The following is a 12,839-nucleotide window of genomic DNA, read 5'->3' on the forward strand; positions in this document are numbered from 1 at the left end:
GTTCGACTTTTTATACAAACAAAAATAGATCAGTTATTTTTCCAGATTGGTATAACGTAAAGTGTATAGCGGTACTTTTGGAGACACTATGTTGCTAACCGACAGTCATTGCCATTTTGACTTTGCCGCCTTTGGCGGGGCGAATAAGCAAGCGCGGGCACACCACTGGCAGCGAGCGCAGGCAGTAGGAGTGCACAGATTAGTGATCCCCGGCATTGAAGCTGCACAATGGCCTACCTTAGCCCCCTTATGTGCAAGGTATCGCGGCCTTTACTATGCGCTAGGATTGCACCCTTGGTGGTTAGCCAATGCCCCCAGCAGCTGGCAGACCCAATTAGCGGCGGCATTAGCTCAAGCGGATAAAGGCTGCGTTGCGGTTGGAGAAATAGGCCTAGATAGGCATTTATCCGTCGCGCAAGAGCAGCAAGAAGACGCGCTAATTGCTCAGCTTAAATTAGCGCATCATTATCAGCTGCCGGTGATCTTGCACAGTGTTGGTACTCATGATCGAGTCTTAAAGTGGCTGCGCCGCTACCCAGTTGTAGGCGGTGTGGTACATGGCTTTTCTGGATCTTTGCAACAAGCCGAGGCGTTTTGGAAGTTGGGGTTTTATATTGGCGTGGGCGGCTCTATTAGCTACCCCCGCGCCAATAAAACCCGCCGCGCCATTGCCGTTTTGCCAGTAGAAGCGCTGGTGTTAGAAACCGATGCGCCTGATATGCCATTGTGTGGCTTTCAAGGGCAAGATAATCACCCAAGCCAGCTGCCTCTGGTTCTTTCCTCCCTGGCCAAGCTGCGCCAAAGTGATGAAGCAACACTGGCTATTCAGCTGGAGCACAATGTTAACCAGTTATTTGATTTTGCTAATAATAAACTCTAAAACAATACTGGCACACATGAGTTAAAGAGTGTCTGCTGTTTTTGTGATGCTGTCGCTCGTTTATCGATAACAGCTATTTATACTGAGACTTTAAACCTGACTATACATTCAAGGCCGTACTGCACTGCCACTATCCAAGGAATTGCGCGATGACATTGATTATGAGTTTAGTCGGTATGTTGAGCCTAGTGCTCATTGGGTTGGTGTTTTCTAGTAACAGAAAAGCCATTCGATTGCGTACTGTAGGCGGAGCCTTTGCGCTGCAACTGGGGCTGGGCGCATTAGTGCTGTATGTGCCTGTGGGTAAAGAAATGCTGCAATCGTTATCGGCGGGAGTGTCGCAGGTGATTGCCTATGCCAATGATGGTATGGATTTCTTATTTGCCGGCTTAGTGGGGGATGCCGCTTTTGAGAGTGGATTAGGCTTTATTTTTGCCGTTCGCGTATTACCGGTTATTATCTTTTTCTCTTCTTTAATTGCCGTTTTATATTACATAGGCGTGATGCAGTGGGTTATTCGCCTACTTGGTGGGGCTTTGCAGCGTTTACTCGGTATTTCACGTACTGAGTCGTTGTCGGCTACCGCCAATATATTTGTGGGGCAAACTGAAGCGCCGCTAGTGGTGCGTCCTTTTATTGCCACTATGACTCGCTCTGAATTGTTTGCGGTTATGTGTGGCGGGCTAGCTTCGGTGGCCGGCTCTGTGCTGGCAGGTTATGCCGCCATTGGCGTGCCTATGGAATATTTAATTGCCGCTTCCTTTATGGCCGCCCCTGGGGGGTTATTGTTTGCAAAATTAATACTGCCCGAAACCGAAACCCCGGCTACAAACGAGGTGTTAAATAGCGCCGAGTTAGCTAGCAATGACGCCGAGGACAAACCTGCAAATATTATTGATGCCGCGGCAACAGGGGCCAGCTCAGGTATGATGTTAGCCATGAATGTGGGGGCTATGTTGCTGGCATTTATTGGTCTAATCGCGTTATTAAATGGCATGCTAGGCGGTATAGGGGAGCTAATTGGCATTGATAATTTAAGCATGGAGTTATTACTTGGCTGGTTGTTTGCTCCTTTGGCTTTTTTGTTAGGCATTCCTTGGGATGAAGCCATGGTTGCAGGCTCGTTTATTGGCCAAAAACTCGTGCTCAATGAGTTTGTAGCCTATGTTAACTTTGCTCCTTATTTAACCGGTGAGGCTTTAGTTGCGGGGACCAATCAGGTCATGTCAGAGCATACCAAAGCCATTATTTCATTTGCATTATGCGGTTTTGCTAATCTTGCCTCTGTGGCTATTCTACTGGGTGGTTTGGGTGGCATGGCACCGTCTCGGCGACACGATATTGCGCGTTTAGGATTAAAAGCGATATTGGCCGGTACCTTGGCTAACTTAATGTCGGCCACTATAGCGGGCTTTTTTCTGTCGCTATCGGGTATGTAAAAATAGCCGTAAGCGCACTGTCAGCAAGACTTAACGCCAAACACTAATGTAATAAAGGAGCACGATGACCATGAACGAATCTGCACTAGCACAGGTGGCAGAGCAGGCAATAGGCTTAATGGATTTAACGAGCTTAAATGATGATGACACTGAACAGAGCATACAAGGTTTGTGTCAGCAGGCCACTACCCCTGTGGGCTGTGTGGCTGCAATTTGTGTGTATCCGCGCTTTATTGCTACCGTGGCTCAAGAGTTAGAGCGGCTTAATATTAGCCAACAAGTCGCCATTGCCACTGTGGTAAATTTTCCGCATGGCGATCACAGTGTGAAGCAGGTAGAGCAAGATATAACGGCGGCTATTGCAGCAGGCGCGCATGAAATTGACTTGGTATTACCTTATCGCCAGTTAATCGCCGGCGACACAGACGCGGCTTTAGCTATGGTGCGTGCTGGTAAAGCGCTATGCATAAAAAGCGATGTAAGCTTAAAAGTTATTATTGAAAGTGGTGAGCTAAATACAGCGTCACTCACGCGCCAGGCTAGTGAGTTAGCCATTGCTGGCGGTGCTGACTTTATAAAAACCTCCACTGGTAAGGTGGCGGTAAATGCGACTTTAGCGGCAACCGAGGTCATATTAACGGCTATTCGTGACAGTAAACAAGACGTTGGCTTTAAAGCCGCGGGGGGCGTGCGCACTACCGAAGAAGCGTTGCAATATATGCAATTGGCGCAGCAAATCATGGGCGCTGAATGGATAACGCCTACGCACTTTCGCTTTGGCGCTTCTAGCTTGTTAGCACAGTTACTCAATACATTATCGTGACAGGTGATATGCACTTAAATAAGGCGTGGCCGTGCAGTTAAAGGCCATATATCCCCTTTTATACACATCATAAGGACACCCTATGAAACGCGCAATTGTACTTGTACTCGACTCCTTTGGTATTGGCGCTGCCGCCGATGCTGAGCAATTTGGTGATCAGGGTTCAGACACACTGGGTCATATTGCTAAGGCGTGTCTGCAGGGGCACGCCGATCTTGCTGATAGCAGTACGCATCGAAGCCGAAAAGGACCATTACAGCTGCCTAATTTAGGTAAGCTTGGGCTCTTTCATGCCCACCAAGAAAGCACTGGCCACGTAGCACCTGGGGTGAGTTTACCCACAGAGGTCATAGGTAGTTATGGCTACGCAAAAGAAATCTCCACCGGAAAAGACACGCCTTCGGGGCACTGGGAGCTGGCCGGGGTGCCGGTACTGTTTGAGTGGGGCTACTTTTTAGATACAGAAAACAGCTTTCCGGCTGAGCTGATTAACGATCTGGTGAGCCAAGCTAAACTGCCCGGTATTTTAGGAAATTGTCATGCTTCTGGTACTACTATTTTAGAGCAGTTAGGTGAAGAGCATGTGCGCACCGGTATGCCGATTTGTTACACCTCAGCAGATTCTGTGTTTCAAATTGCAGCACATGAAGAACACTTTGGCTTAGAGCGTTTATATCAGTTATGTGAAATCGCTCGTGAGTTATTAATGCCCTATAACATTGGGCGGGTGATTGCGCGGCCTTTTATTGGTGGCCAACAGCAAGATGGAGAGGTAACAGAGTTTGCCCGCACCGGTAATCGACGCGACTACAGCATAGAGCCTCCAGCGGCGACCGTTTTACAAAAGCTGGTTGATGAGCAACAAGGTGAGGTAGTGTCGATTGGTAAAATTGCCGATATCTATGCCCATTGCGGCATTACACATAAAGTAAAAGCCACCGGCATGGAGGCATTATTTGAGGCAACGTTAAGCGAGATTGAGCGGGCTGGCGATAATACTTTGATTATGACCAACTTTGTGGACTTTGACTCCAGCTTTGGTCATAGACGCAATATTGCTGGCTATGCCGCTGAACTAGAAGCCTTTGATGCGCGCTTGCCTGAGTTGCTGGCACAATTAGAACCCAGTGATCTCTTGATCCTGACCGCTGACCATGGCTGTGATCCTAGCTGGCCAGGCACAGAGCACACCCGTGAGCATGTCCCTGTGTTGTGTTTAGGGGGAGGGTTAACCCCAGGCTCTTTGGGTGAGCGCGCCACCTTTGCTGATGTGGGACAAAGCTTAGCCCAATATTTTGGCACCAGCCCCATGGACTACGGCACTTCGTTTTTATAACAGGCAGCCGCACGTGGCTTGTATTACGCGCAATGTTAAAGGCGAATAACCTCTTTTTTGACTTACGGCGTGCAACGTAAAGTGCACTGCTAACTTGATATAGGAACTGATAATGGCGACACCTCATATTAATGCCCAACGCGGCGATTTTGCCGACACTATTTTAATGCCGGGGGACCCGTTGCGGGCGCAATATATTGCCGACACTTTTTTGTCGAATGTGAAGCAAGTAAATCAAGTGCGCAATATGCTGGGGTTTACCGGCACCTATAAAGGGCGAGCTGTGTCTGTAATGGGTCATGGTATGGGGATACCATCTGTGTCTATTTATGCCAAAGAATTGATTACCGAGTTTGGCGTGAACACTCTTATTAGAGTTGGCTCTTGTGGTGCTGTGCGCGACGACGTACAACTGCGTGATTTAGTGGTGGGCTTAGGTGCGAGCACCGACTCTAAAGTAAACCGTATGCGCTTTATGGATCACGATTTAGCAGCATTAGCCGATTTTGATCTAGTGAATCACGCTGTGATGGCCGCTAAAGCATGCAAGGTGGCGGTTAAAGTTGGTAATTTGTTTTCAGCAGATTTGTTTTATACGCCTCAGCCTGAATTATTTGAATTAATGAAACAATACGGCATGTTAGGTGTAGAAATGGAAGCCGCCGGTTTATATGGCGTGGCCGCCGAATACGGTGCGCGGGCCCTAACCCTGTGCACTGTGTCAGATCATATTATACGCCAAGAAGCCTTGAGCTCAGATGAGCGCCAAAGTACCTTCAACGATATGATAGAAGTAGCATTAGAGTCGGTATTGCTGCAAGGTGATTAAGCTTTGCTACTTAGCGTTATAGAGAACCTGCTTGCTATGGCTCCCACTAGCAGCCCAAACACCACACACAATGGCAGTAGCCAACGTAAATAGTAGGTAAGCTGCTGCCAAGCGGTGTTTTGCGCAACCGCCACAGGGGTATTGGCAAGGTGTAAATACAAAAAGCCAATCGGTTGGCCTTGATGATATAAGGGGCGAACATAAGCAGATAACGCCGTTAGGCTTTGCTCTGTGGCGCCCTCACCTGATGAGGCCAATAATTGACCGCTATCATCATAAAGTTGTGCCACAGACACCAAGCTTCCCGTGGCTAGCTCATCTACCAGCTGCTGAGGCTGTTGGTTTTGGTCTGCGAGTAAGACATGTGTCGCTTGCTGCTCGGCATAGTCGGCCAAGGGGCTCGCCAAGGCACGCTGAGTCACTTGTTGCCAGTGATGACCCAATTGCGCAAAGTGCAACCACTGCCAGCTTATCAGTAATACTAGCGCCAATATGCTGAGTACCAGCAGTAGCCGAGGTCGTGTTAGGTAATTTTTCCACATAGACGTCTATATTGTCTCTTGCTTGATTAAAAAGCAATACGCTACCCTAGGCGCTGGCCTTTTGAGCATAGGAAGAACAAGTGACACTGTTAATGGACGTTTTACCCGAGCAGATGGAAGATTGGACTGAACTTTTATCTGGTCAATCCTACCTTTGGCAATCTGCTAAACAGGGGCAGTCAGGAATACTGGAAAAGGGACATCTTCATAAGGTGCAAGGGCATCTGGTTTTATTGGGCAACCCATTGTCTAAATCAGTCTTGTTGCAGAACTTACACTTATTAGAGGGTGCCGGTGTTGCGGTAGAAGTTGCCGGTATAAAGCGAGTGGCTGAACGAGATGTGGTTAGCTTGCGACTATCATACTGGTCCCCAGAGCTTAAACAGCAATTACAAGTATTGGCCACCGGTTGGGATCTTGCCTGTGTACCGGCGTTGCCCGACGCGACTCAACCTGGCTTAGTGTTAATGGACATGGACTCTACCGCTATTCAAATAGAGTGTATTGATGAAATTGCTCGCTTGGCAGGGGTAGGTGAAGAGGTGGCAGCTGTGACTCGTGCTGCTATGGAAGGCGAACTGCCATTTTCAGAAAGCTTACGCCGTCGCGTAAAAGCGTTAGCTGGCGCTGATGCGGCTATTATCGATCAGGTGATTGCCAAAATGCCGTTGATGCCTGGTTTGATTACCTTAGTGGAAGGCCTAAAAGCCATGAATTGGAAAGTAGCCCTCGCATCCGGTGGGTTTACTCCCTTTACCGGTCACCTGCGAGAAACGTTGGGCTTTGATGCTGACTTTGCTAATACCCTAGAGATAAAAGACGGCCGCTTTACTGGCGAAGTACTGGGTGATATTGTGGATGCTAAGGCAAAAGCGCGCATTTTACTCGAACTGGCCGAGCGCTTTAATATTGCACCTAGCCAAACGGTGGCCGTGGGCGATGGTGCTAACGATTTACAGATGCTGGCAGCGGCAGGCCTTGGGGTGGCACTGCATGCCAAACCCCTAGTGCAAGAACAAGCGCCTGTGTGCTTTAATCAGCTAAGCCTGGAAGGGGTGTTGTGCGTGTTACAGGCGCCTTAGTTGGTTGCATCATATCGGTAATATCAAAAACCTGACTTAAAAGTGCAAGCTCAGCAAGCTGTTGTTCTAATTGCTGGGTCTTATGCAGTGACATTTGCGTTAGCTTTTCCCATTCTGGCACCATGTGATTGAGCTGGCGTAATGTTAAGCGATTAATGATCACTAAGCTTACGCGCAGATCGGTATGGTGACGAGTGTCTTGTAAAAAGGCGCGACGATCTAAGTCAGGTTTAACCCAAAGTCTATTATGACCACTGCCATCTGTGGTCTTTGCCGTCCATATATCCAGAAAGTGATGGTGACGACCATCAGGGCGCAGCAGTTGACTAAATGTTGATTGTAAAAGTTGGCGTGAGACCAATCGGCTAAAGTGGGCCTGCTGGTGGCTATTAGACAGTAGAGATACTAATGATGGCTGAAATAAATTGGCAATGGCTCCTTGCATATAAAAGCCGCCATCGTTGCGGCCTAATAAAAAAGTAGGTGAAGGTGGCTGTTGCAGTGCTTGTCGACAGAGCCAAATAAGCCAAGCAGGTGTATGTTGTGCCTCTGGGCGAGCACGCAGCTTATCTTGATTTTGCTCAAATAATGCAGTTAAAAACAGATAAGCTGCGTGATCTTCTTCTGGCCCTTCAATACGTAAATGCAGTGTTTTTCCATTGCCACTAATGTTTACCACGCGATAAGGCAATGCCTTTAAACGCCACTGCGGGCTGCGTTTATTGAGGGCTGTTAAATGCACACTCACAATGCTTGGCAGTTCAAGGTGGAGTGGCTCAGCTAATTGCACTTTCATACCACGGGTCGATAAATCTTCAGTTTCACCTTTAATAACCTGATTAGAGACAGTGAGCTCTAAGACACTTTTTAGCTTAAAGCGTGTTTCTTGACGTTTAGAGGCTTGTCGGCCTAATGGTGAAAGTACGATGTTTTGCTGACGCAATGGGCTAATAAACGTGGTGAGCTGCTTTAGTTTAACCTCGTCAACGATTTGTGTATCAGGAGAAGGTAAAGGCGTAAGCCAAAGCTGCCATGTTAATTGCTGTAATTGGTGAGCACTTTTTACGTCTAAAGTAGCCACGCTTTGATCATTATAAATAAGTGGGCGCAGTTGTAGATGATAACAACGTAATGTTTGGGCGCGTAATCCTTCGTTAATAAATGCGCTGTATGCGCCTTCTTTATCTAACGAATGCTGGCTTGCCACAAAGTAATAGGCGTGTTTTGGCCCTTGATGCACAAAACTATAAAGCAGCACCGACTCATTAGGCTGAGTACTCATGGCTAAAATGCGTTTTGGTGAGAGCAATGTCGTTAATAAATCGCCTGGGGTTTCTTGTTGCCACGTGGTGAGTGTTTGTGTGTGATAACGATTAGTAAGAGCTTGTTGCAACTCGCCTTGTTCATTAGTAAACAATGACATACTTAAACTGGTTTCCAATAGCGCCTGCCCCCAGCATCGTACTTGAACCGTCATATAAACATCTTCGGCGTCTAAGCCATAGCGAGGGCGCTGTTGTTTAATAAACTCGCTAAGGGCGTGGTTTGACTCAGGAGAGTCATCGGCGCGCTGCATTTTTAAGCGCCTTAAGTCATCAGCGTCTTGCTTTAACTGATAACTGCTGGGAGTGGCCAAGCACGCCAGTTGGGGTTGCTTGGCCAGCTCAGGGAATGACACTCTAAGCTGTTCAGGCAAGCGTACAGCATCTGCTAATTGCACTAACAAGCCGCTTGCTGAAATATCTAGGGTGTTTCCCAGCAAGATTTCATTATTATCTAGGTGAAGTATCACGGGGGTGACAAAGCGCAATCGACTTTCTTTGCGCCGTACGCCCTGTGCAGGAAGTTGCCAGGGAATGCTATTAAACTGTGCAGGTAACTTTCTAAGTGCGGCCAGCTCCGCCAATAATACTTCATATAAGCCGCGAGTGTATTCGCCATTATAGTCTTTAAGCAGTACATGAAAGCGTCGTACAAGCGGCTCAGGCATCATGTGGTTTAGACCTTGATGACTCACGAGCTGACATTTTTCTGGGAACAAACTGCGTAAATCTAGCACGCGCAGGCAAGGGCTGGTAAGGCGATTAACCTCAGCTTGCAACTGGTAGCGAGTATCTTGGTCTGCTTCTGGCAGCCAGTGGTCTAACAAGCCGTCAATGTCATTATGGTAACTCAGTGTCACCAGTTTATTGAGTAGCGTCTTATAAGGGCTGAGTTCCATCTTGACCTAGCTTGGGGTTGAGTGGGTTAAAAACTTGGTCCAGTATAGCAGCTCGTCAATCAATGAGTGAATAAGCATGGCCAAGTCTAAAACGGCATTTGTATGTGGTGAGTGTGGGGCAGAGTTTCCGCGTTGGCAAGGGCAGTGCTCAGAGTGTAAAGAATGGAACACTGTCACTGAAATTCGCTTAGCGCCCGCTTCCGGCAGCAGTCGTAATAGTCGTTTTTCGGGCTATGCAGGTACGCAAGGCAATCAGGTGCAAACTCTGGATGAAGTTTCGCTAAGTGAGCTACCACGTATTAACAGTGGGTTTACTGAGCTGGATCGCGTATTAGGCGGTGGTATGGTCACTGGCTCTGCTATTTTAATTGGCGGTAACCCAGGTGCGGGTAAAAGTACTTTATTGCTACAAGTCATGTGTGGTTTGGCCAGTCGGATGAAAACGCTGTACGTCACTGGCGAAGAATCACTGCAGCAAGTCGCTATGCGTGCGCAGCGATTGGGCTTGCCGCGAGATCAACTGCGCATGTTGTCGGAAACCAGTGTTGAGCAAATTTGTCATGTGGCACGAGAAGAAAAGCCGGCGGTGGTGGTCATTGACTCTATTCAAGTGATGCATGTTGCTGAGGTGCAATCCTCTCCAGGGACTGTTAGCCAAGTGCGAGAAGCTGCCGCTCAGTTAACTCGCTTTGCCAAGCAGCAAGGGGTGATTATGCTGATGGTGGGGCATGTCACCAAAGATGGCGCTTTAGCAGGGCCCAAGGTGTTAGAACACTGCATTGACTGCTCCATTATGCTGGATGGTGCCAACGACAGCCGTTTTCGTATGTTGCGCAGCCATAAAAACCGTTTTGGTGCAGTAAATGAGTTGGGAGTATTTGCCATGACCGAAACTGGACTAAAAGAGGTGAGTAATCCTTCGGCCATTTTTTTAAGCCGTGGTGAAGAGCAAACTACCGGCTCTGTGGTGATGATTATTTGGGAAGGTACTCGGCCGTTATTAGTAGAGCTGCAAGCATTAGTCGACTATTCGCAGTTAGGCAATCCAAGGCGGGTGACGGTCGGGCTAGAGCAAAATCGATTGTCTATGCTGTTGGCGGTGCTACACCGCCACGGTGGTTTACAAATGGCCGACCAAGATGTGTTTGTGAACGTAGTAGGGGGAGTGCGAGTAGAAGATACCAGTGCCGATTTAGCCTTATTGCTGGCGTTGGTTTCAAGCTTTCGAGATAAGGCCCTTCCCCAAGAGCTAGTGGTATTTGGTGAGGTTGGTCTCTCGGGAGAAATTCGCCCAGTCCCTTCAGGGCAAGAGCGGTTAATGGAGGCTGCTAAACACGGATTTACGCGTGCTATCATTCCGTGGGCAAATCGACCTAAGCAATCTCCTCCAGGGATGGAAGTGATTGCAGTTAAAAAATTAGAAGAAGCGCTAGAGGCGTTATAGAAAATGCAGTAAGCGCTTATTGATCTAATAACTCTTCAAACTGACGCTGTAGTAGCGCATGATCGCCTAGGTTAAGTTCAACAAGTCGGCGCAGGTGAGCTGCGCTATTAATGTCTAGCTGCTGGCATTCTAGGCCAATAAAGCCGGCTTTATGGTAGCGCTGCTGGGTAAGCATAATAATATTTTCATCTTGCCCATCTAGCGACAAGCGCAACTCAATGCGCCCCCCTTTTTTTTCTAGCCACGGTTCGGTAACGGACACTAAGGCACCATGCAATGAAATGTCTTGTACCTCTGTGTGATATTGCTGACCCTTGGTGTCCACTAACCAAGCTGGAGTGCTAAAGCCGATACGGGTAAATACTCTGCGTTCAGACATATTACCTACTCCAATTAGGCCGGCTCACTGGTGTTAAGGTAGTTAAGCAGTGATACGGCAAATACCAAACGATCTTCTAGGTTAAACCGTTCTTCAAGCATCTCACCAAGCTGACTAAGATCTTTATCTAGTTCTAATAACGTCGTGTCGTTAGCATTGGTGTATTTATCATGGAAATCTAGCGCCTGTACCGTCCCCTTTTTTATTCTAGGGTAAATACGCTCGGCTAAGGTACGGCCATTACCGCGAGCTGCTTCATAAGCACCCATCACATAATCATAGATTTCAAAATGTGCAGCACTCACGTAATCCACCAGCTGAGCACAAAAGTCTGATAGCTCTTTGGCTGAGGGCAGCGTTTTTGAGCCGGTTGATAAGCGGATATATTCTACTAATAAACGTTGTCGGGCATCGATAAATGTATCCAGTGCTTGGTGTTTTCCGACAAGTTGCGCTTTGGTTTTTTCCATTTTTTTAAGCATAGTTCCCTCCTTGGGATGACCAAATTAGACGGTCACTACTATCTTTAAAGAAAACCTAGGCTGGGGTCAATAGTGTTGCATATAATTTGAGCGCTCACTCATCATTAAGCATAGCTACTAATTAAAAAAAGACAGTTATTTTAAAGAGATACACATAAAAGCCTATTAAGTGAGCAATAATGTGGGGGCTAATAGGCGATTGGGGCTTTAGGGGTTCTGGTGGTATAATGGCACTAAATTGCCACCTGTTTTGGGACGATAGAATGCAACCATTGAAAAATGATCGTTATTTACGTGCGTTAGCGCGTCAGCCTGTAGACCAGACTCCGGTATGGATGATGCGTCAAGCGGGGCGTTATTTACCTGAATATAAAGCGACTCGGGCCGAAGCGGGCGATTTTATGTCGCTGTGCAAAAACGCCGAGTTAGCTTGTGAAGTAACGCTGCAACCTTTGCGTCGGTTTCCTCTTGATGCGGCAATTTTGTTTTCTGATATTTTGACTATTCCCGATGCAATGGGGCTAGGTCTGTATTTTGAAACAGGAGAGGGGCCTAAGTTTCAACGTCCTATTACCTGTATGGCCGACGTCGAAAAAATTGGTATTCCCGACCCTGAAGGCGAGCTGCAGTATGTGATGAATGCGGTGCGAACTATTCGTCGCGAACTAAAAGGCGAAGTGCCATTAATTGGTTTTTCTGGCAGCCCGTGGACGCTGGCCACCTACATGGTGGAAGGTAGCGGTTCTAAGACTTTTATGAAAACTAAAAAAATGATGTTTGCCGATCCTAAAGCTATGCACTTGTTGCTGGATAAATTGGCCGACAGTGTCACCAGCTATTTGAACGCACAAATTGCTGCTGGCGCCCAATCGTTAATGATTTTCGATACTTGGGGTGGGGTACTGAGTAAGCGCGATTACCATGAGTTTTCTCTGCAATATATGGCGAAAATTGTTGATGGTTTAACGCGCACCTATGACGGACAGCATGTTCCTGTAACCCTGTTCACCAAAAATGGTGGCCAGTGGTTAGAGTCTATTGCAGCAACCGGTTGTGATGGTATTGGGTTAGATTGGACCATTGATATCGCCGAAGCCAAGCGCCGTGTAGGTGATAAGGTTGCACTGCAAGGCAATATGGATCCATCTATGTTGTATGCACCTATTCCCCGTATTGAGCAAGAAGTAGCCAATATTCTTGAAGGGTTTGGCGAGGGGCCTGGGCATGTCTTTAACCTTGGCCACGGCATTCATTTAGATGTAGATCCTGATCATGCCGGTGCTTTTATTGAGTCGGTACATCGATTATCTCGCCCTTATCACGCTAAATAATACCAATCGGATTAAGTAAGTGGTCAGCTTTATCTTCTGTAGATGCCGAAA

Annotated in this window: 12 protein-coding genes; 8 read left to right on the forward strand and 4 right to left on the reverse strand. The window is 47.5% G+C overall.

The features are described 5' to 3' along the window. Nucleotides 1-88: 88 nt before the first annotated feature. The 5 genes from ACTHY5_RS08400 (at nucleotide 89) to deoD (ending at nucleotide 5,307) form a co-directional block, all read left to right on the forward strand. Nucleotides 89-880, forward strand: coding sequence for a TatD family hydrolase (locus ACTHY5_RS08400; RefSeq protein WP_441878637.1), 792 nt, complete (start codon nucleotides 89-91; stop codon nucleotides 878-880). A 149-nt stretch (nucleotides 881-1,029) separates the two neighbouring features. Further along, nucleotides 1,030-2,319 carry a NupC/NupG family nucleoside CNT transporter gene (locus ACTHY5_RS08405; protein ID WP_441878639.1) on the forward strand — a complete coding sequence of 430 codons (1,290 nt, stop codon included), beginning with the start codon at nucleotides 1,030-1,032 and terminating at the stop codon, nucleotides 2,317-2,319. 64 nt (nucleotides 2,320-2,383) lie between these two features. Further along, nucleotides 2,384-3,142, forward strand: coding sequence for a deoxyribose-phosphate aldolase (gene deoC, locus ACTHY5_RS08410; protein ID WP_441878641.1), 759 nt, complete (start codon nucleotides 2,384-2,386; stop codon nucleotides 3,140-3,142). An 82-nt stretch (nucleotides 3,143-3,224) separates the two neighbouring features. Next, nucleotides 3,225-4,478 (forward strand): phosphopentomutase, encoded by a 1,254-nt coding sequence (locus ACTHY5_RS08415; protein WP_441878643.1) that lies wholly within the window; start codon nucleotides 3,225-3,227, stop codon nucleotides 4,476-4,478. Between the two features lie 112 nt (nucleotides 4,479-4,590). Continuing rightward, nucleotides 4,591-5,307, forward strand: a complete 717-nt coding sequence (deoD, locus tag ACTHY5_RS08420) for a purine-nucleoside phosphorylase (protein WP_441878645.1) — start codon at nucleotides 4,591-4,593, stop codon at nucleotides 5,305-5,307. Here deoD and ACTHY5_RS08425 read toward each other — a convergent pair. Beyond that, a complete protein-coding gene (locus tag ACTHY5_RS08425; protein WP_441878647.1) occupies nucleotides 5,304-5,849 on the reverse strand; it encodes an AhpA/YtjB family protein in 546 nt (181 codons plus the stop codon). The genes deoD and ACTHY5_RS08425 overlap by 4 nt on opposite strands. Nucleotides 5,850-5,929: 80 nt before the next feature. On the opposite strand from ACTHY5_RS08425, the gene serB reads away from it, so the two are divergent. After that, complete coding sequence (gene serB / locus ACTHY5_RS08430) at nucleotides 5,930-6,931, forward strand: phosphoserine phosphatase SerB (RefSeq protein ID WP_441878649.1); 1,002 nt, start codon at nucleotides 5,930-5,932, stop codon at nucleotides 6,929-6,931. Here the strand turns inward: serB and ACTHY5_RS08435 are convergent. Beyond that, nucleotides 6,882-9,152, reverse strand: coding sequence for a PilZ domain-containing protein (locus ACTHY5_RS08435; protein ID WP_441878651.1), 2,271 nt, complete (start codon nucleotides 9,150-9,152; stop codon nucleotides 6,882-6,884). The genes serB and ACTHY5_RS08435 overlap by 50 nt on opposite strands. A 76-nt stretch (nucleotides 9,153-9,228) precedes the next feature. Here ACTHY5_RS08435 and radA point away from each other — a divergent pair, with 76 nt between their 5' ends. Continuing rightward, complete coding sequence (gene radA, locus ACTHY5_RS08440) at nucleotides 9,229-10,596, forward strand: DNA repair protein RadA (RefSeq protein WP_441878653.1); 1,368 nt, start codon at nucleotides 9,229-9,231, stop codon at nucleotides 10,594-10,596. Nucleotides 10,597-10,612: 16 nt separating this feature from the next. Here the strand turns inward: radA and ACTHY5_RS08445 are convergent, their stop codons facing one another. Continuing rightward, entirely contained in the window at nucleotides 10,613-10,975 is a 363-nt protein-coding gene (locus ACTHY5_RS08445; RefSeq protein WP_441878655.1) for a PilZ domain-containing protein, read from the reverse strand. Between the two features lie 14 nt (nucleotides 10,976-10,989). Continuing rightward, on the reverse strand, nucleotides 10,990-11,457 hold the full coding sequence (rsd, locus tag ACTHY5_RS08450; RefSeq protein ID WP_441878657.1) for a sigma D regulator: 468 nt from the start codon (nucleotides 11,455-11,457) through the stop codon (nucleotides 10,990-10,992). A 263-nt stretch (nucleotides 11,458-11,720) separates the two neighbouring features. Between rsd and hemE the strand changes: the two genes are divergently transcribed. Next, complete coding sequence (gene hemE, locus ACTHY5_RS08455; protein WP_441878659.1) at nucleotides 11,721-12,788, forward strand: uroporphyrinogen decarboxylase; 1,068 nt, start codon at nucleotides 11,721-11,723, stop codon at nucleotides 12,786-12,788. Nucleotides 12,789-12,839: the final 51 nt, after the last annotated feature.

The sequence above is a fragment of the Oceanisphaera sp. genome, from assembly GCF_052084945.1.
Classification (GTDB): domain Bacteria; phylum Pseudomonadota; class Gammaproteobacteria; order Enterobacterales; family Aeromonadaceae; genus Oceanimonas.

Excerpts from the sequence above, each read along its gene's own strand:
- ACTHY5_RS08400 (WP_441878637.1), top strand. The coding sequence starts at position 89 with ATGTTGCTAACCGACAGTCATTGCCATTTTGACTTTGCCGCCTTTGGC.
- ACTHY5_RS08405 (WP_441878639.1), top strand. The coding sequence starts at position 1,030 with ATGACATTGATTATGAGTTTAGTCGGTATGTTGAGCCTAGTGCTCATT.
- deoC (WP_441878641.1), top strand. The coding sequence starts at position 2,384 with ATGACCATGAACGAATCTGCACTAGCACAGGTGGCAGAGCAGGCAATA.
- ACTHY5_RS08415 (WP_441878643.1), top strand. The coding sequence starts at position 3,225 with ATGAAACGCGCAATTGTACTTGTACTCGACTCCTTTGGTATTGGCGCT.
- deoD (WP_441878645.1), top strand. The coding sequence starts at position 4,591 with ATGGCGACACCTCATATTAATGCCCAACGCGGCGATTTTGCCGACACT.
- ACTHY5_RS08425 (WP_441878647.1), bottom strand. The coding sequence starts at position 5,849 with ATGTGGAAAAATTACCTAACACGACCTCGGCTACTGCTGGTACTCAGC.
- ACTHY5_RS08435 (WP_441878651.1), bottom strand. The coding sequence starts at position 9,152 with ATGGAACTCAGCCCTTATAAGACGCTACTCAATAAACTGGTGACACTG.
- radA (WP_441878653.1), top strand. The coding sequence starts at position 9,229 with ATGGCCAAGTCTAAAACGGCATTTGTATGTGGTGAGTGTGGGGCAGAG.
- ACTHY5_RS08445 (WP_441878655.1), bottom strand. The coding sequence starts at position 10,975 with ATGTCTGAACGCAGAGTATTTACCCGTATCGGCTTTAGCACTCCAGCT.
- rsd (WP_441878657.1), bottom strand. The coding sequence starts at position 11,457 with ATGCTTAAAAAAATGGAAAAAACCAAAGCGCAACTTGTCGGAAAACAC.
- hemE (WP_441878659.1), top strand. The coding sequence starts at position 11,721 with ATGCAACCATTGAAAAATGATCGTTATTTACGTGCGTTAGCGCGTCAG.